Below are 23519 nucleotides of genomic sequence, written 5' to 3'. Positions count from 1 at the left end.
TAAAGTTAGAAGTTAGAAGTTGGAAGTTAGAAGTTTTTTTGTAGTTACACAAAGTCTCGCAAAGTCTCGCACGAAGTTTCACAGCGTTTTACTTTACGTTTAAATAAATCCGCAAGCATCAGTTAAATCTGTTTCATCCGTGTTCTAAAAAATCTTTGAGTCCTTAGTGCTTTCCTTTTGCTATTTGGGGTTAGACCATATTAAAAAACCACTTTCGCTTTACAGCTAAGTGGTTTTTAAGTTAAGGTTGGTTTAGATTTTTATTAATTGCTCAGCATAACTGGCATTACTAACATGGTTACGGTTTCACCTTCATCTAGGCCATCTACTGGAGTTAAAATTCCTGCACGGTTTGGCATCGACATTTCCAATTGGATTTCGTCGCTCGATAAATTGTTCAACATTTCGGTTAAGAAACGCGAGTTGAAACCAATTTGCATGTCATCACCTTGGTAATCACACGTTAAGCGTTCGTCTGCTTTGTTAGAATAATCAATGTCTTCTGCCGAAATATTCAATTCGGTTCCTGCGATTTTTAAACGGATTTGATGCGTAGTTTTGTTAGCAAAAATAGCTACACGTCTTACCGAGTTTAAAAATTGTACTCTATTGATTAATAATTTATTTGGATTCTCTTTTGGAATAACCGCTTCATAATTTGGATATTTTCCATCAATTAAACGACACGTTAACACATAATTTTCAAACGAAAATGTTGCATTTGCATCGTTATATTCGATAGCTACTTCAGCATCAGAAGCGCCTAAAATTCCTTTAAGAATATTTAATGGTTTCTTAGGCATAATAAAATCGGCTACTTGTGATGCTTTAACATCGGTGCGTGCATATTTTACTAATTTGTGAGCGTCGGTGGCTACAAAAATTAATCCCTCTGGTGAAAATTGAAAGAAAACTCCGCTCATTACTGGGCGTAAATCATCGTTTCCAGCGGCAAAGATAGTTTTGCTTACTGCGGTTGCTAATACTTCGGCAGGAACAATTGTTTTTGAAGGATCGTCTAAAACTACTGCTTTAGGAAATTCTTCTCCTGGTGCGTAAGCAATTGCATATTTACCCGAGTTTGAGCTAATTTCTACCGTAGAATTGTCTTCAACAGTAAAAGTAAGGGGTTGCTCTGGAAAGGTTTTTAAGATATCCAATAAAAGTTTCGCCGGAATAGCAACACTTCCTTGACTTTTAGAATCAATTTCTAAAGTAGCTGTCATGGTAGTTTCTAGATCGGAAGCCGAAACTTTTAATGCGTTATTGTCTAATTCAAACAAGAAATTATCAAGAATAGGTAAAGTATTACTGCTGTTGATAACACTTCCTAAAACTTGCAATTGTTTTAATAAATACGAACTTGATACTATAAACTTCATCATCATGTATTTTAAAATCGTTATTGATTTTATATTTCACAAATATATTCTAAATCTATTCAAATGCAAAAACAAATTATCAACAACTAACGGCTGTACCTTTTTTTGCGTAAGAAAGTAAATAAAAATCCAAATAGAGCTAAAATTAGTAGTGGTAACCCAACAGTTATCAGCTGTGCGCTGGTATAATTTGCATAAACTTCTTCTTTGTTCAATAAGGGTAAATCGACATCTTTACTTCGGATGTTAATAAGTCCGTTATCGTCTAATAAATAATTTACACAATTCAGCAAAAACTCTTTATTACCATAGAGTTGATTGGTCCATTTGTCAAATCCCAATTCCAATGGCATCCCTTTGTCTAATTGGTTTTTGATTACATCTCCATCTGATATGACAATCATTTTATTGTCTTTTCCTACGGCTTTAAATTGTGAATCAGCAAAAGGCAATATCCTGTTTTGGTAGGCCGATTTGAATTTTCCTTCCATCATAACCGCCACGGGTAGTAATCCTTTTCCGGCATATTCTTCGGGTGTGGTTTCTTCGCTAATTGAAGCTAACGAAATTGGGGTTGGTGTTCCAATTGTTTTTGAATATTCAGATGAACTCAGCAACACCGTTTTTTTCAAGTCATTCGTTAATAATTCAATCGGACTTGTAAATTCGAACTTAATCCCCTCCATATTTTTTACGATGGGATGGGTGGAAGTTGGATAAATAAAAGGGGCAAATTTCCAATTGTATTGTTGCAATTGCGTTTCGCTTCCTTGACTGCCCGTTGCAATTTTTATGGGTGTAGCATATTCATCTTTGATCAATAAGGGATTCATACGAATACCATATTTGAAGAATAAATCGGTTAAATTCAATTCGCGTGGATAGGCTAAAATTGTGCCTGTTTCATTATACAAGCTGTCCATATCCGCAGCAACGGCATCCATTAACCAAAGCGTTTTTCCGCCGTTCATAATGAATTGGTCTACTACTTGTTTTTCCGCTTCCGTGAAGGCTTCAGTGGGTTTAGCAATGATGGCTAAATCGTATTTTTTTAGTGCTTCTAGAGTTTGCTTCGGTTGTTGTTTTTGAACAGAATCCAATGTAAAAGTCCCGATGTAGTAACTTTCGCGAACCGACTTTACAAAATCTGCAATAAAAATATCGTGTAATTCGCCATTCCCTCTGATAACCGCAATTTTCTTTTGTTTTTCTTTCGAAATTTTAGTGATGGCTTCTGCAAATCCAAATTCCAAATGCTGTACCGAACTAATAACTTTTTCCTCAGTTGAAGCACCCATTAGGTTTTTTAACAAACTCACTTTGGTAAATTTATCGCCATAGGTAGCTTGTGCCCATGGAAATACTACTTCTTGCGACTGTTTTCCTTTCTCCTCAACAGTAATGCTCAACGGTTGCATGCCACGCTCATAAAAGGCTTTCATGACTTCCACCCGCATGCTTTCTTTTTCAATAGGGTTTTTAAATTGGAATACAATATTTGAATTGTAGGCCGAAAATTCTTCTAATAATTGTTTGGTCTCGTTTTGTAAGCGTTTGAATTCGGGCGGAAAATTACCTTCTAGATATACATCAATATATAAAGGACTATCAATTTTTTTAATAATTTTTAAAGTCGTTTCCGACAACGTATAGCGTTGGTCCTGTGTTAAGTCAAAGCGTTTGAAAAAGTAATGGCTCAGTAAATTGAGTACAACCAAAACGACCACTATACTTCCTATTTGCTTTACGGCTGTTTTTTTTGCTACTTTCATTACCATTTAAGAGATTTAAGTTGATAAACCGTTGCCGATAAAAATAGAAACGTAATACTCAAAAAATACACGATGTCACGCGTATCTATAACACCGCGACTCATGCTTTTAAAATGAAAATCCATACCCAATGCAGCAAATAGCGAACTGTAATTTCCTAGAAGTGAAGCAATGCCATCAAATCCAAAATAGAAAAAGAAACAACAAAAAACGGCCACGATAAAAGCTACGATTTGATTGTCTGAAAGGGTAGAGGCAAAAATACCGATGGCAGTATAAGCTGCTATTAAAAACAACAATCCAAAATAAGATCCGAGGGTACTTCCAATGTCGATATTGCCTTGCGGATTGCCAAAATGCGAAATGGTAACAACATAAATTAGGGTAGGAACAATAGCCAAAACAATTAATATAAAAGCGCCTAAGAATTTCCCGTTTACGATGTCCCAATTGGAAAGAGGTTTGGTAAACAACAATTCGATAGTGCCTTGTTTTTTTTCATCAGAAAAACTGCGCATGGTTACCGCAGGAATTAAGAAAATTAGAATCCATGGGGACAATTTAAAAAACGGACCTAAATCGGCAAATCCTGAATTTAAGATGTTGAATTCGCCTTCAAAAACCCAAAGGAACAAGCCGTTGAGTAAAAGAAAAATAGCGATCACCAAATACCCAATGGGCGAACCAAAAAAGGATTTAATTTCGCGTAATAACAATGCTTTCATTTTTTTATTAAATGTTTATGTGTTTAAAAGGTTAAAAGTTCCTCCCATCTCCTAACTTCCATCTCCTAAATCAAAGTTACCAATCGATTCACACTCCATGCTTCAGGTTTGTCACTGAATAATGTTTTAGTATAACTCCAAACTTCATTAAATAGTATGGAGTTGCGATACTTTTCTAAGGCTGCTTCGTTTTCCCAATAACTGTAGGTAAAAAAGATACGTGAGTCATTTTTATCTTGATAGAGTTCTAGAAACTGATTTCCTTCAAAATTTCGAATGTGATATTTAACGGTTTCAAAATTGGCCAAAAAAGCAGCAATTTTGTCTTCGTGAAAACGCATTTTTACGATTCGTATGAACATGATTAATTTTTAAATTCGATGGTTATGGTGTCTCTAAATTTAATACCCAATAAAGTAGAAGCAGCCCCCACAGTTTTTGGATTACTCTTATAAATAGCAATTTCCAAAAAGCCATTTTCATTAAATAAGGCTAAAAAATCGCCTTCAAAATCTTTTAATTGTTTGTTTTCTGCAACTGGAAAATCGGAATAGTTTTTATGAATTCGGGTCAGTTTTTTGTTTTTTATCTGAATCTCAAATTTTCGATTGCGGGCTACTTCAATAAACTGTTTTTGCGATACATTGGTTACACAATTTCCAAAAGAGTCGATATAAATGATTTGTCCTTTGAGTGTTTTTAAGTCATTAGATACCGTTGTATTGACCGCATTTACAGGTTTTAAGTCGGTAATATCTTTTCCAATAACGTTCAATAATCCACCACGGGCAATATGGCAAGCCACGGTTACAAAAACATCTATATCACTAGCATTACTTTGCAAACGTTCGTGAATGTTAATGGCTACCATTTTTTGTGCTACTTTTTTTTGTAGCAAGGCATTTAGGATACCGTTATCGGCACAAATGAAAAAATGATCGTCCCATTGCAGCACTATGTGTTGTGCGTCGCCTACACGTTCGCTATCGACGCCAATGATATGAATGGTGCCTTTTGGAAAACTCGAATAGGCCGCTTCAATACAATAACTGGCCTCTAAGGTGTTGAATAAATCTATGGAATGCGAAATATCAATAAGTGTTGCCTCTTTGAGTTCAGACAGTATTTTTCCTTTCAAAGCGCCTACAAAATAGTCTTTGTGTCCAAAGTCGGTAGTTAACGTAATTATTGACATTTATTTGTTTATAACTTATTTTAAAAACAACAGCTGTTTTTACTAAATTTGATTGCAAAGCTACTATAAATTTAGCGCTTCAAAAATAATTAAAAAAACAACGCCTTTGAACGAAAGAGTCATAGAATTAATCGATATTGCACCAAAAGAATTTTGGGGAACGCAAGATGCTCATCTTGAAAGCATTAAGAAATATTATCCGAAGTTAAAAATTGTGGCTCGAGGAACAACCTTAAAAGCGTTTGGCGAGGCGGAAATTCTAGACGAATTTGAAACCCGTTTTAGACGATTGATGCAGCATTTTTCGCGCTACAATAGTATAGATGATAATGTGATTCTTCGGGTGCTGGAAACCACACACCAACACGATGAGGCACATCATATGAACGATCGTGATAAAATTTTAGTCCATGGGATAGGAGGTAAGCTGATTAAAGCCATGACACCCAACCAACAAAAATTGGTCGATACCATTTATAAAAACGATATGGTATTTGCCATTGGTCCGGCTGGTACAGGTAAAACTTATACGGGAGTGGCAATGGCAGTAAAAGCCTTAAAGGAAAAACAAGTCAAGCGCATTATATTAACACGTCCGGCTGTAGAAGCAGGTGAAAATTTAGGATTTTTACCGGGAGATATGAAAGAAAAATTAGATCCCTACATGCAGCCACTCTATGATGCTTTGCGCGATATGCTGCCTCCACAAACCCTAGAAGATTACATTTTAAAAGGGATTATACAAATTGCGCCTTTGGCTTTTATGCGGGGTCGTACGCTAGATAACGCCTTTGTTATTTTAGACGAAGCTCAAAATACCACGCATTCCCAAATGAAAATGTTTCTAACGCGTATGGGAAAAAATGCTAAATTTATGATTACGGGCGATCCCGGCCAGGTAGATTTACCAAGACGCACCATCTCTGGATTAAAAGAAGCCATTCTCATATTAAAAGATGTAGAAGGTGTTGGAATCATTTTTTTAGACGACAAAGACATCGTGCGTCACAGATTGGTCAAGAAAATTATTGATGCCTATAAAAGCATTGAAAATAACGATTAAATTATTCCTAAAAAGAGACACTAATATTAGTGTCTTTTTTTTACTTTTGCACCACACAACTAACAACACAACACATGAATACAATTACCACTACAAATTTTAATTTTCCAGGACAAAAATCGGTTTACAGAGGAAAAGTTAGAGAAGTGTACAACATTAATGATGACTTATTAGTGATGGTGGCAACCGATCGACTTTCGGCATTTGATGTGGTTTTGCCCAAAGGAATTCCGTATAAAGGACAAATTTTAAACCAAATTGCTACAAAATTCATGGAGTTAACTTCAGATATTGTTCCCAATTGGTTAGTGGCTACTCCCGATCCAAATGTTGCAGTAGGACATTTGTGTGAACCTTTTAAAGTCGAAATGGTTATTCGTGGTTATTTATCGGGGCATGCAGCACGTGAATATGCAGCGGGTAGAAGACTACTTTGCGGTGTGGAAATGCCAGAAGGATTAAAAGAAAACGATAAATTTCCAACACCCATCATTACCCCAACAACCAAAGCTGATAACGGTTCGCACGACGAAGATATTTCGCGTGAGGCTATTTTAGCTAATGGAATTGTAACGGAAGAAGATTATCTAATTTTAGAAAAATATACCCGAGCATTATACCAAAGAGGAACTGAAATTGCAGCGTCTCGCGGTTTAATCTTAGTGGATACGAAATACGAATTTGGAAAGACAAAAGACGGTCAAATCGTATTAATCGACGAAATCCATACACCAGATTCATCGCGTTATTTCTACGCACAAGGCTACAAAGAAAGACAAAACAACAATGAAGAACAAAAGCAATTGTCAAAAGAGTTCGTGCGCCGTTGGTTGATTGAAAACGGATTTCAAGGAAAAGAAGGGCAACAAATTCCAAACATGACAGATACGTATATCGAAACGGTTTCCGAGCGTTATATTGAATTGTTTGAGAATATTATTGGTGATTCTTTTGTAAAAGCGGATATTTCTAATATTCAAGAACGTATTGCGAAAAATGTATTACTATACTTAGAAAACAAATAATAGCAACTAGTTATTCAAGAAAAATCCCGAGTGTTAACTCGGGATTTTTTGTACTTGCTATATGATAGGATTTAGGTTTTAGATTATTGAATTTCTTTCCTAAAAGCATATATTCTAATTGATACTATTTTTTATTTTTTCCCGAATTGAACGTAAAGCGTTCGACCGGGCTCTCTGGTTTTTGATTTTTAGCAGCAGGTTTTCCTTTGCCAAAGGGTTTTTTAGGACCGGTTGTTTTGGGTGTAAACGGTTTTTTTGCTTCGCCTTTTTTATACGTTGGTTTCGCATCACCTTCTTTAGCGTACACTTCTTTTAAAGGTATTTTTGATGTTTTTACCTGTTGCAGCACTTCCATAGGTTGTTTCGGATCTTCTTTGGTACCACGCAAATAAATAACCAAACCGTTTAAGAAATTACGCAACAATTGGTCGCCACATTCCATAAAATTGGGATGATCTTCACTGCGAAAGACATTGCCTAATTCACCTTTTGAAACCCTAAAATTGACTAAGTTTAAGATTTCAATTATTTGATCGTCACGCAATTGCAAGGCTACACGCAACTTTTTAAAAACATCGTTATTGTTCATAGTAGTAAAGTAGGTACTTTAAAGGTACTTTTATAAATTAAAACAGCCAAAGATACGCTTTTGCGAATTCTTTTGCCCATAATTTTTCGTTATGTTTTCCCAGTCGTATAACCCGTTTCTTTGTCAAGTGTAAGCAGGAGCAACGTGTAGTGTTCAACAACGATGCCATGCGATCCATATCTGCTACCATGGTTTCGCTTTCACTGTCGCCACACATGAAATAGATTTTTGCCTTTAATGTTTTTATTTGTTCGGTGCGTGTAAAGACTTCGGGATTGATCCAAAATGCGGGGGAAAAAACCATGGCTTTGCCAAATACTTTTGGATAGGTAATGGTCGCATAATAGGAGAGTAATCCCCCTAGTGAACTGCCTCCAATTCCGGTATGGTAGCGACCGGTTTTTGTTCGGTAATTCGTGTCGATGTAAGGTTTGAGTTGGGAGACAATGAAGTCGAGGTAAAGTGTTCCATTACCACCGCCATATTGTTGGTTTTTATATGGTGTTAGTTCGTCTGTGCGTTTTTCATTACCGTGAGCGATTCCTACTACAATGGTTTCTGCTTTTAAACTGTCAAGAGTTTCATCAATGTGCCATTCTCCAGCATAGGATGTCGCTGCATCAAATAAATTTTGGCCATCGTGCAAATACAATACCGGATATTTTTTGGTGGTTTGCGCATAATTTTCAGGCAAATATAGCCAGATTTTTTTGGTGGTTTGGAGTTGTGGGGCTTCTAAAAGAAAGGTGGTTACATTTTTTTGTGCCCAAAGGCTACTAACAGCTGTTGAAAAAAAGAGCAAAAAAAAGAGGAATTGTTTTTTCATTTTTTATATTTGATAGACCAATTGTGTCATAAAAATACTATTTTGATGGAGACTTACCAAGAAAAAATCAGTTTGTTACAAGAAATGATAGACTTTGCGCTTGTTGATGGCGCATTGCACGATAGAGAGTATGATTTTTTAGAAATCGTTGCTCAAGAACTGCAAATTGACAAAGCTACATTCCTTAAGCTATTTGCCAATCGCGGACAAAGTAAGGTCATCAAAGATGAATTCAATAGAATATGTCAATTTTATCGATTGGCTTTATTGATGCATAGTGATGGGGTACTCCACGAAAGAGAACAAGTGAAAATTAATGAATTGGGCATCAACATGGGATTGAATCCCTATGCCATGAAACGCATATTACACTTGATGAAAACTTCGCCCAATCAAATGGTTTCGGCAGAAGTATTGTTGGCTATTTTTAGCGAGCAGCACAATTAATTTCCAAACTGCGATTCGTTTTCTTTGATGTAAGCAACAATTAAACTCACAACATCTTCTTCACTTTCATTGGTAAAGAAAATTTCGTCCAAATCTTCCCAACCCGACAGTACTTCTTCATCTGCTTTTGCAATTAATGCTTGGCGTTCGGTTAAATCTGTAGTGTATTTTTTTGGAAAAATCTTTACTGCATTTGCGATAATTTCGGCAGTTTTAGGAGCTTTTATTTCTTGATATGAGGTAATGATTTCCTCTACAAAGTTTCCGGCTTCCGAAGTAAAAAAGAGTTGAAATCCACCGTCTCCCATAGCTCCTTCAAAAATATCGATGAATACAAATACTTGTTCTTCATCCGTAAGTTCAGAGAAATCTTCTGTAGCTTCTTTCTTTTCCCAAATTAATGTGCCAATCGCTTCAATAATGGCTACTTCGTCTTCAAGTCGTAATATGTTGTTAATCGTTTTCATTCGTTTTTTCTTTAAATTATTTTTATTATCACAGTAGTCTAAATTCACGTAACCAAGAGCCTCTTAACAGCAATACTCTTAACTCCCAACTTATAACTTATCTTGTAATGCTTTGATTTCGTCTCGTAATTTTGCGGCTTGCATAAAGTCCAATTCTTTGGCCGCTTTTTCCATTTGTTTTCGGTATTCTCGTATTTTTTTCTCGATTTCGGGTTTGGATAAATATAAGCTTTCGGGCTCAGCTGCTTTTAAGGCTTCCTTTTCATAATATCCAGTAGAGACGGAATTACCACTTAAAGCACTGCCCAAACTTTTATTCAAGGCTTTGGGTTCCAAGTTGTTTTCGGTATTGTACCGAATTTGTTTTTCACGTCGATACGTAGTTTCGTCTATTGTTTTTTGCATGGAAGCCGTGATTTTATCGGCATACATGATTGCCTTTCCGTTGACGTTTCGCGCGGCTCTTCCTACCGTTTGTGTCAGCGAGCGATGGCTGCGTAAAAAACCTTCTTTATCAGCATCCAAAATTGCGACTAACGAAACTTCGGGTAAATCCAAACCTTCGCGTAATAAATTTACTCCAATTAAAACGTCAAAAATGCCTTTTCGTAAATCTTGCATGATTTCCACCCGTTCGAGTGTATCAACATCAGAATGAATATAGCGACAACGAATGGCGACTTTTGCCAAATATTTGGCCAATTCTTCTGCCATACGTTTGGTTAAAGTGGTCACTAAAACCCGTTCGTCTGCCTCGCAACGCAATTGAATCTCTTCGATTAAATCGTCAATTTGATTGCCGTTCGGGCGCACTTCGATAATTGGATCTAATAATCCTGTTGGGCGAATGACTTGTTCCACATAAACCCCTTCGGTTTTTTGTAATTCATAATCGGCGGGTGTAGCCGATACATAAATGACTTGGTTTTGTAGCCCTTCAAATTCTTCAAACTTTAACGGTCTATTGTCCATGGCTGCCGGTAATCGAAAACCGTATTCGACCAAATTTTCTTTCCGACTGCGATCGCCACCATACATGGCATGTACTTGGGATATTGTGACGTGACTTTCATCGACAACCATTAAATAATCATCTGGGAAATAATCTAACAAACAGAACGGACGTGTGCCGGGTTCTCTGCCGTCAAGATAACGCGAATAGTTTTCAATTCCGGAACAGTAACCCAATTCGCGAATCATTTCCAAATCAAAATTGGTGCGTTCTTCCAAGCGTTTGGCTTCTAAATGTTTGCCGATTTCTTTGAAATAATCGACTTGTTTTACCAAATCTTGTTGGATTTCCCAAATCGCATTTTGTAGGACATCGGGTGAGGTCACAAACATATTTGCCGGGTAAATGGTCAGTTTTTCATAGCGTTCAATCACTTGAGCGGTGCGGGCATCAAACGCTTCAATCTCTTCGATTTCATCTCCAAAAAAGTGAACGCGAAATGGTTCATCGCCGTAGCTTGGAAAAATCTCGAGGATATCTCCTTTGATACGGAAATTTCCGGGAGTAAATTCGGCTTCTGTACGCGAATACAAACTTTGTACCAAGCTGTGCAATACTTTTGTACGCGAAATAATTTGTCCGGTTTCTAAATTGATGACGTTTTTCTGAAATTCGACCGGATTTCCAATCCCATACAAACAAGAAACGGATGAAATTACAATAATATCTCTTCGTCCGGAAAGTAGTGCTGAAGTAGTACTTAGTCGTAATTTTTCGAGTTCTTCGTTGATCGATAAGTCTTTTTCAATATAGGTCCCTGTAACAGGAATAAAGGCTTCTGGTTGGTAGTAATCATAATACGAAACAAAATATTGTACCGAATTATTCGGAAAAAATTGTTTGAATTCAGAATACAGCTGAGCTGCTAATGTTTTGTTGTGTGCTAAAACTAAGGTTGGTTTTTGTACTTCTTGTACTACGTTTGCTACGGTAAATGTTTTTCCAGAACCGGTAACTCCTAATAAAGTTTGGTATTTTTCGCCATTGCTGATGCCTTTTGAAAGTTTTTCAATAGCTTGTGGTTGGTCACCAGTAGGTTTATATTCAGAGACGACTTGGAATTTCATGAAGCGTTACGCAAAGTTTGAAAAGGTGTAAAGGTACAAAGTTAGGTTTTATTCGTTAGAAAAACGCCATTCCTTTTGTTGCTTTTCGCTAAGAAAGGTCCAAGCCACAAACCGACTTCTTTTTTGGCCTTGTGCCATTTCAATCGTTTTTATCGTCACAGCTCCTACTTTATTGAGGGTTCTGTAAATGGTTTTTAAATTGTCTTTTTTAGAAACTAATGTAGTAAACCAAAAACATTGAAAGGGATATTTGACACTTTCGTAAATCATCTGTGTGATGAATCCGATTTCGCCACCAACACACCATAATTCAGCATCATGTCCGCCAAAATTTAATTTTTTTTCGGCCGACTTCAATTGGTTTACTTTTCTTGAATTTGCCTTTGAAGCTGCTGATGCGGAGGCATGAAACGGCGGATTACAAAGCGTAAAACTAAATTTATCCTCGGGTAAAATGATGTTTTTAAAAATATATCGCGGTTCGGTTTGTAATTGCAAACTGATGGCTTCGCTTATTTGGGGATTTTGTGCAATTATTTTTTTACAATTTTGAAGTGCATTTTCGTCTATGTCAACCCCTACAAAGCTCCAATCATAACTCGAAAGACCAAGTATTGGATAAATGCAATTGGCACCCACACCAATGTCTAAACCTACGATATGTTCTCCTCTTGGGAGTATTCCTTCATTGGATTCGGTTAGTAAATCGGCCAAATAGTGAATATAATCGGCTCTTCCTGGAATAGGGGGGCATAAATAATTGGGGGGTAGGTCCCAATTGTCAATTCCATATTCTGAAAGGAGTAAGGCTTTGTTCAAAGTTTTTACAGCTTCAGCGTTACTAAAATCGATCGTGGTGTCGTTTGTTATAGCATTGGTAACCACATGAGCTTCTAACTCGTGTAAGACCGCGGTTAGTTTCTGAAAATCATATCTAAATCGATGTGGATTTCTAGGATGCAGATTGCTTTTTTCGCTGGGAACAGTTTTGCTTTTCATGAAAATAATTCGCTAGCCAAATGTAGTATTTTTTGCAGAGGTGTACAAGGTAATTAGGGAGTTAATCCCAACATTCCATAAGTAATAAATCCCCTGATTCATGTGTAATGGTAACAATACCATCGGTGAGCACGTGATTACTTGTTCCTGTTCGATACCCCAATTCTAGAGTTTCATTGTGGAGTGGATACATCAGATTTTGCGTGCTAATGCCGTTTACTTTTCCCACAGGAATCAATGATAATGTAGTGTTTGCGGTGTACCATTTGTCAAATCTTTTAGGGAGTAAAAACACTTTTGAGTGATCGTCTAAGACAACAATCTTGAGTTGGTTACGATATTGAACAATTGTCGTCATATTAGTCAATGTGTGATCCGCACGTTTGCCTGAAGCCCAAATGACATTAACCGCTTTATGTCCTTTTTCGATGAGGTACTCAAACGCTTTTTCTATATCGGTTTTGTCTTGATTTGGTACATGAATGATTTCCAAAGGAAATTGTTCTTCTAAATAATGTTGTGGATTGAAATCTCTGTCAAAATCACCCAAAACAACATCTACTTTTATGCCCAAAGCCGCTACACGATCGATAGCCGAATCCAGTGCAATTATTCGGGGCGACCATTCCAATAATTGCCCCATTAGTTCCTGACTACAAGCTGCTCCATTGGCAATGATTAATGCTGGTTCTTGATCGTCGCGAACAATGTGATGAGAGGACATGGTCTTGGGTTTAAGCTATTGAATGATATAGGTTTGTTGGTCGTTTTCTGAAACACTAAAAAAGCCCAATGCAAAGTTATTAAAATTTGTTTGGTTGATAATGTTTCCTCTCACTGTTGCTGGTGGTGTTTGAAACGGACTCCCGCTATTAGTTCCTGCAACACTCAAAAGAATATTTAAATAATTATAATAGCGTTGGGAAATGCCGTGTAAAGTAAATTGGATTTCATCTCCAATTTTCAATCGATCACTAGCATACAACCCGAATATTTGATTGCCTTGAAAAAAAGCATCATCAATTACATCATATTCAGGCATAACACTGTAAGGTGTATAAAATTGAATCAAGTAGAAATTGGGAGTGTTTTCAGGGTCTTGAAATAAAAATTTAACTTCAATTTCATTACCTGTTAAACCGGCATTATCGTTTTGCTCTACCGAGTCAATTTGAGGTACTGCCACTAATTGTTCGGTTGCCGTATAGGTTTGTTCTTGATAGATTACGGTTAATACATACGTTTGTCCAATCTCAGGAATAAAATTAGAACAAACATAATTTCCGGTTCCTGGAGTTTCTATAAAATCAAATCGTACAGTATTTTCGTTGGTAACAAAGACAATTGCCCCTGATGCTGGTGGTACTTCTGTAGCGTAGAAATCGGTAGTGGTGGTTAAGGTTATAGTTTGTTGGTTTCCAGTTGTGCCTTTTTTCCATTTAAGTGCGGCATCAATTACTAATTTTGCTGGAGCTGTATCTAAATCTACCTCAATAACATCTTCGCATGAGCTAAAAAATACGATAGATAATAAACATATTATTTGAAAAGTGGCTTTCATGAGATTAAAATTTAAAGTTATAGGTTACACTGGGTACCATTCCAAAAATAGACAAACGAACCGCCTCGTTGTTTCCAGAATCTTGATTTTGTCTAAAGCTAATTGAGGCAGCATTTTTACGACTGTATACATTGTAAATTCCAAAGACCCATTCGCCTTGCCAGTTTCGGTTTTTATTTTTATTAGGAAGTAAAGAAGCAGAAATATCCAAACGGTGATAGGTTGGTAGTCGGTTTTCATTACGCAATCCATATGTAGGAATAGTAATGCCTTGGTATTGGTATTGCCCGTTAGGATAGGTTACGGGTTGTCCTGATTGCAAGGTAAAAATACCGCTAAAACTCCATTTTTCATTCCATTTGTACATGCCAGTTACTGATAAGTTATGCAATTTATCCCAACCTGTTTTGTACCAAGCACCATTGTTAATTCCAGATTCTAAAGAAGTTCTGCCTGGAGTTTGTTGTTCTGAGCGCGAAACGGTGTACGAAAGCCATCCGTTAAATTTACCTTCATTTTTTCGAACCAAAACTTCCAAACCATACGCTCTAGCATTTCCATTTAAAACCACTTGTTCGATCGCATTATTGGCAATTAAATCGGCACCATCAATGTAATCCAATCGGTTTTTTATTTTTTTATAAAAGGATTCAATTTCTAGGCTGTATTTTCCATCTTTGAGTTCGGCAAAATACCCTACAGCCATTTGATCAAGTATTTGAGGTTTTAAAAAATTATCACTAGGTGCCCAAACATCCAAAGGGGTAGGTGACTGCGTATTCGAAATTAGATGTAGGTATTGAGACATTCTGTTGTAGCTCACTTTTATGGATTGGTTGTCGTTTAATAGATAAGCGATGGCTATTCTAGGTTCTAGATTATTGAATTTTGCTATAGTTTCGTTCGATCCATAGTAAACGCTTCCGGTTGGAGTTGCTTTTTCGTAGATCTGCTGTTCCGAATTAAAAACGACGGCTTGATTGTTTGCATACGTATTTATTGTTTGTTGGCCCAAGCGGTAAAAAAGACTGTAGCGCACCCCATAATTGATCGATAATTTATCAGAAAGTTGTTGTTCTACATCGAAATAAATGGCAGGTTCAAAAGCATATTTTTTATCCAATTGATCCGGATTGATACCTGAAGTTGCATTTGAAGGCACTATTTTTCCGGGATTAAAATCATAATAAATGGCATTGGCTCCATAAAACAATTTGGTTTGATCACTAAGATAGTGTTTTAAGTCGTATTTAAAATTGTAATTTTTAATACCACTATCCCAATTAAATCCAACAAAGTCCAAGGTTAATCCATAATAATAATCGCTATAAATCAGTGAGGTATTTGAAAAAAGCTTATCAGAAAATAAATGATTCCAACGTAAATTGAAAACGGTATTTCCGTAGGTATTTATGAAGTTGTTGTTTAAGCTAAATACATCCCGTCCAAAATAACCTGAAAGATATAGGTTGTTGTTTTCGTTTAGTTTGTAACTTAATTTGGTGTTCAAATCATAAAAATATGCCGAATTTTTATTGTCGGTTAATCTCAGAAATAAATGCGCATAGGAACTACGACCCGCAATTAAAAACGAACCTTTGTCTTTCACTAGAGGACCTTCTGCCATTAATCGGCTAGAGATGAGTCCAATGCCACCCGTTAAATTGAACGTTTTGCTATTTCCTTCTTTCTGATATATATCGAGAACTGAGGCTACTCTTCCGCCAAAACGGGCCGGAATGCCTCCTTTGTATAATTTCAAATCCTTGATGGCATCGGCATTAAAGATTGAAAAGAATCCAAATAAGTGTGAGGAATTAAAAACAGTAGCTTCGTCGATTAAGATGAGATTTTGATCGGCAGCACCTCCACGAACATTAAATCCAGATTGACCTTCACCTGCATTGGTAACACCCGGTAGCGTGGTAATGGATTTTAATATGTCGATTTCGCCTAAAATAGCAGGCATTTTTTTAATAGTACTTAATGCTATTTTATTGACACTCATTTCAGGCTTATGAATGTTCATGCGATACGGATTCTTGGATACCACTACGGCAGCAAGTTCTTTAGCATTGGCTATAATTTCAATTGTAATTTTGCTATTCTCTAACAATGAAATTTTTGTAGTCTTGGTTTCGTATCCAATTGTACTGGCTTGAATTTCATAAGAACCTGGTGGAACCGTTAGTGAAAAAAAACCATATTCATTGGTAAAAGTGCTTATTTTTAATACTGGAATTTCTACCAATACACCGATTAGTGTTTCATTATTATTGCTGTCGATGACCTTTCCACTTAAGGTAACTTTATCTTGAGAAAATCCCAAAATGCTAAAGAAGGTAATCCATAAAACGAGCAGTCGCTTTTTCATAAAGTGGGTATGAATGTTAGACTACAAATTTGGTAATTATAGTTGGCAAATCTTTTAAAACTTATGTTAATTTATTGTTTAAAACTCAATTTATAGTTTAATTTTACATTTTAAAGGATTTATTGCTTATGATTTTTAAAATGCTACTTCCTGTTTGCTTGTTTGTTTCTGTGTTGGGATGGGCACAAAAAGATACTCCTTTTAAAGCGCCTAAGTTTAAATTAAACTGGGATGTTCCTGTTAAGAGTGAAACCAAGTCAAATACTCTTTCTTTGCCTTTTAAAAGTATTTTAGACAAAGATGATTCGTATTTAAAAAGGTATTCCATTTTAAAGAAAGACAAAGGTCAAGAAAGTGTCTTGGTTGAAAAAACGCCTTTTAAAAATCCCGGTGAGGACTTAAAAAACAAGTTAAACAATCAAGATAAGGCCATACAACCCGAATACAGAAGCAATCAATTTTTGGGGGAGTTTAAAACCAAAGCCAAGTATGTAAAAATAGTTTGCAGAGATCATGAATATCCGGATGGTGATCGTGTTAGGTTGCTGTTAAACGATCGGACGATTATTCATGAAATACTATTGGAGGCAACTGTTAAAGAATACTATATTGACATTACTAATGGATTTAATAAATTAGATTTTGAAGCATTAAATCAGGGAACATCTGGACCCAATACGGCTGCATTTAGTGTGTTTGATGATTCGGGAAATTTAATTACTTCTAATGAATGGAATCTAACCACAGGAATAAAAGCTACTATTGTAGTGGTAAAAGAAGAAGATAAATAACAGCTATAAAAAAAGCGCTCCAATTGGAGCGCTTTTTTTATAAAGAGTCATAGCGATTAGGCTAATTTCTGATCTAAATTTACTTTTAAAGTCTGAAGGAAATCTTCGGTAGTTAAATAATCAGTATCGGTTAAACCTTCTGGTTTTAGTAACATGGCTAAATCTTTAGTCATTTTTCCACTTTCAACCGTTTCAATACACACTTGTTCTAATTTATTACAGAAATCAATTAATTCTTGATTGCCGTCTAATTTACCTCTATGTTCTAAACCTCTTGTCCAAGCAAAAATGGATGCTATTGGGTTAGTAGATGTTTTCTTGCCTTGTTGGTGTTGGCGGTAGTGACGGGTTACAGTTCCGTGAGCCGCTTCAGCCTCTACAGTTTTTCCATCTGGAGTAACCAATACAGAGGTCATAAGACCTAACGAACCAAATCCTTGTGCAACGGTATCCGATTGAACATCACCGTCGTAGTTTTTACAAGCCCATACAAATCCTCCGTTCCATTTCATACAAGAAGCAACCATATCGTCAATTAAACGATGCTCATAGATAATTCCATTCGCGTCAAATTTAGCTTTATAATGTTGTTGAAATACTTCTTCAAAAATATCTTTGAATCTTCCATCATACGCTTTCAAAATGGTGTTTTTTGTAGAAAGGTATAAAGGCCACTTTTTAGTTAAAGCCATTTGGAATGAAGAATGTGCAAAGCCATAAATACTTTCATCGGTATTGTACATAGACATTGCTACACCATCACCTTTAAAATCATAGACATTCCAAGTAGTGGTTTCACCAGCTTCATTGGTAAAGGACATGGTTAACGTTCCTTTTCCTTTGATCACTTTATCAGTTGCTTTGTATTGATCTCCAAATGCATGGCGACCAATAACGATAGGTTTTGTCCATCCTTGAACATAACGTGGTACATTGCTCATAATGATTGGTTCGCGGAAAACGGTTCCACCTACGATATTACGAATCGTTCCATTAGGTGATTTCCACATTTCAGAAAGTCCAAATTCTTTTACGCGTTCTTCATCTGGAGTAATGGTAGCACATTTAATACCAACATTGTATTTTTTAATGGCTTCAGCAGAATCAATTGTGATCTGATCTTTAGTTGCTTCTCTGCTTTCGATACCTAAATCATAGTATTTGATATCTAAATCTAAATAAGGAAGAATTAATTGTTCTTTAATAAAGCTCCAAATAATTCGAGTCATTTCATCGCCATCCAATTCTACAACCGGATTGGCTACTTTAATTTTTACCATATTGTTAGGTTTGTTTTTGTCTCGTGCCAAGAATTCAGCTACGCGACACGTATTATTCTGTTTGTTAAAATGCGGTCACAAAGATAATAAATTCACTTCAATTGCTGGCAATACCCATACGAAATCGTTTGAATTATTAATTTGATATTTTTTAATCTTAATAATGATAATTTGATAGAAATAGACGAGCTATTTTATTAGAACTTTAAATTTATAGCGGGTAACAACTTACTGCTTACTTCACCAAATCCAACTCTAACTTTGTCGTTTTGACAAAATCCTCTAATAATCACTGTGTCATTATCATTGATGAATTTACGTTCGCTACCATCTTTCATTAGAATCGGTTTTTGTCCACCCCAAGTCAACTCTAGCATGGAGCCAAATGAATCTTCAGTGGGTCCTGAAATGGTGCCACTTCCCATCATATCTCCCGAATTTACTCTACAGCCATTGATTGTGTGGTGTGCCAATTGCTGTGCCATAGACCAATACATGTATTTGAAATTAGAACGTGATACAATAGTTTCCTCGGATATTTCGGGTTTAATAGCAACTTCCAGATTAATATCAAAGGCTTTTTCACCTTTTTGTTGAAGATATGGTAATGGTGTTGGTACTTGCTCAGGACCTTTAACTCTAAAAGGTTTCAAGGCATCCATAGTAACAATCCATGGAGATATAGAAGATGCAAAGTTTTTGGCTAAGAATGGGCCTAAAGGTACATATTCCCATTTTTGGATATCGCGTGCACTCCAGTCGTTAAATAAAACCATTCCGAAAATATGATCTTCCGCTTCCTCTACTGGAATTGGTTCACCCATTAAATTGGCATCGGTAGTGATAAATGCGGTTTCTAATTCAAAGTCTACTAATCGAGACGGACCAAATACCGGGGTTGACTCGCCATTTGGCAATGTTTGTCCGTAAGGTCTGTGTACTGGAATTCCAGAAGGCACTATGGTAGAACTTCTACCGTGGTAGCCTACAGGTATGTGTAGCCAGTTGGGCAACAATGCATTTTCAGGATCGCGAAACATTTTGCCTACGTTCGTAGCGTGTTCTTTAGAACTGTAAAAATCGGTATAATCTCCAATTTGAACGGGCAATAACATTTCAATATCGTCCACTCTGAAGATGATGATATCACGATGTGATTTGTTGTCTCTCAGCTTTGGATTATTTTCATCGAAAAGTTCGGCCAATCTATTGCGCACCAAACGCCATGTTTTTTTACCGTCGGAGATAAAATCATTTAAGGTGTCTTGCATGAACATATCGTCTGTCAATTCAATACCTTCAAAATATCCGAGTTGTTGTAAAGCACCCATATCAATGGCGCAGTTTCCAATACGCGTGCCTATGGTAATTACATCTTCTTTAGTAATGAATACACCAAATGGTATGTTTTGTATCGGGAAATCACTATTTTCAGGAACAGCAATCCATGATTTTCTGTTCGGATCATTGGCAATATTTGGCATATTTTTATTGTTAGTTTGTTGTTGAAAAATTATGAATCAAATATAAAATTATCTCACAATCTAACAAACCTTTTTCGTAATTTTGACCTAATTTTAACGAAATAACTTTCACAATGCAACGCGACGAACAAATTTTTGACCTTATTCTAGACGAACAGGAGAGACAAATTCATGGAATTGAATTAATTGCTTCCGAAAACTTTGTCAGTGACCAAGTAATGGAAGCTGCAGGTTCTTGTTTAACCAATAAATATGCCGAAGGCTACCCTGGTAAAAGATACTATGGTGGATGTGAAGTGGTAGATATTGTGGAGCAAATTGCTATCGATAGAGCAAAAGCTTTATTTGGTGCCGATTATGTAAATGTACAACCGCATTCAGGTTCTCAAGCCAATACGGCTGTTTTTGCAGCATGTTTGAAACCAGGTGATACCATTCTAGGATTTGATTTGGCTCATGGTGGACACTTGACGCACGGTTCTCCGGTAAATTTTTCGGGTAAATTATACAATCCCGTTTTTTATGGTGTTGAGGAAGAAACAGGGGTTTTGAACTATGATAAAATTCAAGAAATTGCTTTGGCCAACAAACCCAAAATGATTATTGCGGGTGCTTCTGCGTATTCTAGAGATATGGATTTTAAACGTTTCCGTGAAATTGCAGATAGTGTAGGGGCTTTATTATTAGCCGACATTTCGCATCCAGCGGGATTGATCGCGAAAGGATTGTTAAATGATCCTATTCCGCATTGTCATATTGTAACCACTACGACCCATAAAACATTACGCGGACCTAGAGGAGGGATGATCATGATGGGTAAAGACTTTGAAAATCCATGGGGATTGACAACACCAAAAGGGGAAATCAGAATGATGTCGCATATTTTGGATATGTCAGTTTTTCCTGGAAACCAAGGCGGACCGTTGATGCATATTATTGCGGCTAAAGCAGTGGCATTTGGAGAATGTTTGACCGATGAGTTTTTCCGTTATGCGATGCAAGTTAAAAGCAATGCGCAAGCAATGGCAGTAGCTTTTAATAAAAGAGGATATAAATTAATCTCCGGAGGCACTGATAATCACATGATGTTGATCGATTTGCGCAACAAAAACATTTCGGGTAAAGACGCTGAAAATGCTTTAGTGAAAGCAGAAATTACAGTTAATAAGAACATGGTTCCTTTTGATGACAAATCGCCTTTTATAACTTCTGGAATTCGTGTCGGAACTCCTGCGATTACGACTCGTGGTTTAGTAGAAGAGGATATGGAAACAGTTGTTGCTTTAATTGATAAAGTATTGATGAATTTTACCGATGAAACAGTACTAGAACAAGTAGCAGAAGAAGTAAATGAGTTAATGGGCGAACGCGCTATGTTTGTGTTTTAAATCGACGTTACTTTATAATAAAGAAAAGCAGTGTGTAGACACTGCTTTTTTTTGAGACAATGATAACCCCAAAAAAAAATCCCGCAATTGCGGGATTTTTATACTTGAGAAAGTGGATACTAGTTTTTGTATCTTCTTTCTTTGATTTTTGCTTTTTTACCAGTAAGTTCTCTAAAGTAGTAGATACGAGCTCTACGCACTTTACCTCTTTGGTTCACTTCAATTTTTTGTAATGCAGGTAAGTTTACTGGAAAAATACGCTCTACTCCAACTGCTCCTGACATTTTACGAATTGTAAAAGTTTCAGTAGCTCCAGTTCCTCTTCTTTGGATTACAACTCCTTTAAAGAACTGTGTTCTTGTTTTTTCACCCTCTTTAATTTCATAGTACACTGTGATTGTATCACCGGCACCAAATTCTGGGAAATCTTTTCTGGTTACAAATTCGTTATTAACGAAATCAACTAAATTTGACATAGTTTAATAAATAAAATAAATTTGATTCAAAGCAACATACACGTCTATCGCCAGAGGTTGATTCAAAGTGGCTGCAAAAGTATAAAAAAAAATTGGATAAACAAATTTGAAGTTCTAAAATAGTTGAAAATCGGATTTTCAGATAATGGATTTTCAGATTTTAAGACAATGGATTTTCTGAATATCAGAACATCAGAACATCTCAGAGCATCAGAAAATCAAAATTAATTAATCATTTTCCAATAAATCGGGTCTTCTGTTTTTTGTGTGTTCGTAGGCCCTATCTTCGCGCCATTTTTCAATTTTTGGAAAATTACCACTTAACAATATTTCAGGGACTTTCCATCCGTTATAATCGGCTGGACGTGTATATATAGGTGGCGACAATAGATTGTCTTGAAAACTATCCGTTAATGCTGAGGTTTCATCGCTTAAGACACCTGGAATCAATCGAATGATCGCATCACAAAATACAATAGCACCAATTTCTCCGCCACTTAATACATAATCGCCTATTGAAATTTCACGGGTTATGTGCATGTCACGCACCCGTTGATCCACTCCTTTATAATGACCACACAATATTAATATATTCTCATACATCGAAATGGAATTGGCCATTTTTTGGTTCATGGTTTCTCCATCTGGGGTCATGTATATGATTTCGTCGTAATTCCTTTCGGTTTTAAGTTTAGAAATGCACGCATCAATAGGTTGTACCGTCATCACCATGCCAGCACCACCTCCAAATTGATAATCATCAACGCTTTTTTGTTTGTTTGTGGTATAGTCTCTTAAATTATGAAAATGAACTTCTACCAGCTCTTTTTCAATGGCACGTTTCATAATAGAAGCTTCGAATGGGCTTCGCATTAATTCGGGTAATACTGTGATAATATCGATTCGCATGAGGCAAAGATAGTAGATTATTTTTTAGTGGCCGATAGGGAATACACCATTGGAATTTTATTTTCTAGATGCTTGATGCGATATTTTTGAGGTGCAAATTCTTCGGTTTCATTGAAACAATTATACGGTGAATAATCATATTCGTTAAAACAATTCAATTCTAATCCATTCGAAATCAATGCGTTTATGAGTTCTGATGTTGGGTGATTCCAAGTGATTGTTTGGTTGGCAATTTCTGCTTCTCGATCGGCATAAGTACCAGATTCATCTTCTATAATGGCTTCGGTATTGAAATAATGGTATAAAACGCTTTTAAAATCGTTGTCAAACATCCAAACGACGGGGTGAAAATCAGCCATGATGAATTGGCCACCCGGGCGCAATACCTTCGAAATCACCTCTGCCCATTTGTTCAAATCGGGAAACCAGCCTATGGAACCATAACTGGTAAACACAAGGTCAAATTTTTCGTGGATAAAATTTGGAGTGTCATAAATGTCACAACATACAAATTGAGCCTTCAAATGTAACGTTTGTGAAAGTACTTTGGCTTTTTCAATCGCTTTTTCTGAAAAGTCTACTCCGGTTACTTCGGCTCCCATTCTGGAAAGCGAGAGCGTATCTTGCCCAAAATGGCATTGAAGATGCAGTATTTTTTTACCGGTAACGTCACCTAATAATTCTAAT

23 protein-coding genes are annotated in these 23519 nt (G+C 36.4%); 5 read left to right on the top strand and 18 right to left on the bottom strand.

Annotated elements, in window-relative coordinates; translation table 11 throughout:
- Positions 1-263: 263 nt before the first annotated feature.
- From dnaN to ACIQ6Z_RS04615, 5 genes are all read right to left on the bottom strand, one after another.
- Entirely contained in the window at positions 264-1382 is a 1119-nt protein-coding gene (gene dnaN, locus ACIQ6Z_RS04635) for a DNA polymerase III subunit beta (RefSeq protein WP_396197551.1), read from the bottom strand.
- An 86-nt stretch (positions 1383-1468) separates the two neighbouring features.
- A complete protein-coding gene (gene gldG, locus ACIQ6Z_RS04630) occupies positions 1469-3154 on the bottom strand; it encodes a gliding motility-associated ABC transporter substrate-binding protein GldG (protein ID WP_396209766.1) in 1686 nt (561 codons plus the stop codon).
- Positions 3154-3879: a gliding motility-associated ABC transporter permease subunit GldF gene (gene gldF / locus ACIQ6Z_RS04625; protein WP_396209765.1), complete on the bottom strand. Its 726-nt coding sequence runs from the start codon at positions 3877-3879 to the stop codon at positions 3154-3156. Before gldF ends, gldG begins: the two co-directional genes overlap by 1 nt.
- Positions 3880-3944: 65 nt before the next feature.
- Complete coding sequence (locus tag ACIQ6Z_RS04620; RefSeq protein ID WP_396209764.1) at positions 3945-4241, bottom strand: putative quinol monooxygenase; 297 nt, start codon at positions 4239-4241, stop codon at positions 3945-3947.
- 2 nt (positions 4242-4243) lie between these two features.
- Positions 4244-5074, bottom strand: a complete 831-nt coding sequence (locus ACIQ6Z_RS04615; RefSeq protein ID WP_396209763.1) for an S-adenosyl-l-methionine hydroxide adenosyltransferase family protein — start codon at positions 5072-5074, stop codon at positions 4244-4246.
- A gap of 106 nt (positions 5075-5180) precedes the next feature.
- On the opposite strand from ACIQ6Z_RS04615, the gene ACIQ6Z_RS04610 reads away from it, so the two are divergent.
- Positions 5181-6137 carry a PhoH family protein gene (locus ACIQ6Z_RS04610; protein WP_396209762.1) on the top strand — a complete coding sequence of 319 codons (957 nt, stop codon included), beginning with the start codon at positions 5181-5183 and terminating at the stop codon, positions 6135-6137.
- 74 nt (positions 6138-6211) lie between these two features.
- Positions 6212-7162, top strand: coding sequence for a phosphoribosylaminoimidazolesuccinocarboxamide synthase (locus tag ACIQ6Z_RS04605; protein ID WP_396209761.1), 951 nt, complete (start codon positions 6212-6214; stop codon positions 7160-7162).
- Between the two features lie 124 nt (positions 7163-7286).
- Here the strand turns inward: ACIQ6Z_RS04605 and ACIQ6Z_RS04600 are convergent, their stop codons facing one another.
- Together ACIQ6Z_RS04600 and ACIQ6Z_RS04595 are read right to left on the bottom strand one after the other, a co-directional pair.
- Complete coding sequence (locus ACIQ6Z_RS04600; RefSeq protein WP_396209760.1) at positions 7287-7751, bottom strand: DUF1456 family protein; 465 nt, start codon at positions 7749-7751, stop codon at positions 7287-7289.
- Between the two features lie 37 nt (positions 7752-7788).
- The gene (locus tag ACIQ6Z_RS04595; RefSeq protein WP_396209759.1) at positions 7789-8577 is read right to left on the bottom strand and encodes an alpha/beta hydrolase; all 789 of its coding nucleotides are present in this window, start codon (positions 8575-8577) and stop codon (positions 7789-7791) included.
- A 45-nt stretch (positions 8578-8622) separates the two neighbouring features.
- Here ACIQ6Z_RS04595 and ACIQ6Z_RS04590 point away from each other — a divergent pair, with 45 nt between their 5' ends.
- The gene (locus ACIQ6Z_RS04590) at positions 8623-9024 is read left to right on the top strand and encodes a TerB family tellurite resistance protein (RefSeq protein WP_396209758.1); all 402 of its coding nucleotides are present in this window, start codon (positions 8623-8625) and stop codon (positions 9022-9024) included.
- On the opposite strand, the gene ACIQ6Z_RS04585 is transcribed toward ACIQ6Z_RS04590, so the two are convergent.
- The 6 genes from ACIQ6Z_RS04585 to ACIQ6Z_RS04560 all read right to left on the bottom strand — a co-directional run bounded on the left by ACIQ6Z_RS04585 (position 9021) and on the right by ACIQ6Z_RS04560 (position 16504).
- Entirely contained in the window at positions 9021-9491 is a 471-nt protein-coding gene (locus ACIQ6Z_RS04585) for a DUF4375 domain-containing protein (protein ID WP_396209757.1), read from the bottom strand. The genes ACIQ6Z_RS04590 and ACIQ6Z_RS04585 overlap by 4 nt on opposite strands.
- Positions 9492-9581: 90 nt before the next feature.
- The gene (uvrB, locus tag ACIQ6Z_RS04580) at positions 9582-11570 is read right to left on the bottom strand and encodes an excinuclease ABC subunit UvrB (protein ID WP_396209756.1); all 1989 of its coding nucleotides are present in this window, start codon (positions 11568-11570) and stop codon (positions 9582-9584) included.
- 48 nt (positions 11571-11618) lie between these two features.
- Positions 11619-12569: a 23S rRNA (adenine(1618)-N(6))-methyltransferase RlmF gene (gene rlmF / locus ACIQ6Z_RS04575; RefSeq protein ID WP_396209755.1), complete on the bottom strand. Its 951-nt coding sequence runs from the start codon at positions 12567-12569 to the stop codon at positions 11619-11621.
- A gap of 61 nt (positions 12570-12630) precedes the next feature.
- Positions 12631-13293 (bottom strand): thiamine diphosphokinase, encoded by a 663-nt coding sequence (locus ACIQ6Z_RS04570; protein WP_396209754.1) that lies wholly within the window; start codon positions 13291-13293, stop codon positions 12631-12633.
- Positions 13294-13308: 15 nt separating this feature from the next.
- Positions 13309-14130, bottom strand: a complete 822-nt coding sequence (locus ACIQ6Z_RS04565; RefSeq protein WP_396209753.1) for a DUF4249 domain-containing protein — start codon at positions 14128-14130, stop codon at positions 13309-13311.
- 4 nt (positions 14131-14134) lie between these two features.
- On the bottom strand, positions 14135-16504 hold the full coding sequence (locus ACIQ6Z_RS04560; protein WP_396209752.1) for a carboxypeptidase-like regulatory domain-containing protein: 2370 nt from the start codon (positions 16502-16504) through the stop codon (positions 14135-14137).
- A 128-nt stretch (positions 16505-16632) separates the two neighbouring features.
- Here ACIQ6Z_RS04560 and ACIQ6Z_RS04555 point away from each other — a divergent pair, with 128 nt between their 5' ends.
- Positions 16633-17295 carry a hypothetical protein gene (locus ACIQ6Z_RS04555; protein ID WP_396209751.1) on the top strand — a complete coding sequence of 221 codons (663 nt, stop codon included), beginning with the start codon at positions 16633-16635 and terminating at the stop codon, positions 17293-17295.
- 56 nt (positions 17296-17351) lie between these two features.
- On the opposite strand, the gene ACIQ6Z_RS04550 is transcribed toward ACIQ6Z_RS04555, so the two are convergent.
- Together ACIQ6Z_RS04550 and fahA are read right to left on the bottom strand one after the other, a co-directional pair.
- The gene (locus ACIQ6Z_RS04550; RefSeq protein ID WP_396209750.1) at positions 17352-18575 is read right to left on the bottom strand and encodes an NADP-dependent isocitrate dehydrogenase; all 1224 of its coding nucleotides are present in this window, start codon (positions 18573-18575) and stop codon (positions 17352-17354) included.
- A 197-nt stretch (positions 18576-18772) separates the two neighbouring features.
- Positions 18773-20059: a fumarylacetoacetase gene (fahA, locus tag ACIQ6Z_RS04545; RefSeq protein WP_396209749.1), complete on the bottom strand. Its 1287-nt coding sequence runs from the start codon at positions 20057-20059 to the stop codon at positions 18773-18775.
- Between the two features lie 113 nt (positions 20060-20172).
- On the opposite strand from fahA, the gene glyA reads away from it, so the two are divergent.
- Positions 20173-21447: a serine hydroxymethyltransferase gene (gene glyA / locus ACIQ6Z_RS04540; RefSeq protein ID WP_396209748.1), complete on the top strand. Its 1275-nt coding sequence runs from the start codon at positions 20173-20175 to the stop codon at positions 21445-21447.
- Between the two features lie 119 nt (positions 21448-21566).
- Here glyA and rplS read toward each other — a convergent pair whose 3' ends face one another.
- The 3 genes from rplS to ACIQ6Z_RS04525 all read right to left on the bottom strand — a co-directional run.
- The gene (gene rplS, locus ACIQ6Z_RS04535; protein ID WP_396197574.1) at positions 21567-21923 is read right to left on the bottom strand and encodes a 50S ribosomal protein L19; all 357 of its coding nucleotides are present in this window, start codon (positions 21921-21923) and stop codon (positions 21567-21569) included.
- Between the two features lie 228 nt (positions 21924-22151).
- Positions 22152-22832: a tRNA (guanosine(37)-N1)-methyltransferase TrmD gene (trmD, locus tag ACIQ6Z_RS04530; RefSeq protein WP_396209747.1), complete on the bottom strand. Its 681-nt coding sequence runs from the start codon at positions 22830-22832 to the stop codon at positions 22152-22154.
- A 17-nt stretch (positions 22833-22849) separates the two neighbouring features.
- A partial coding sequence (locus ACIQ6Z_RS04525; RefSeq protein WP_396209746.1) for a class I SAM-dependent methyltransferase occupies positions 22850-23519 on the bottom strand: 670 nt, incomplete at its 5' end.

Source organism: Flavobacterium sp., assembly GCF_044376915.1.
GTDB lineage: Bacteria > Bacteroidota > Bacteroidia > Flavobacteriales > Flavobacteriaceae > Flavobacterium.
The sequence above is the reverse complement of the archived record's forward strand: the minus strand, read 5'-3'. Positions and strand labels throughout refer to the sequence as shown.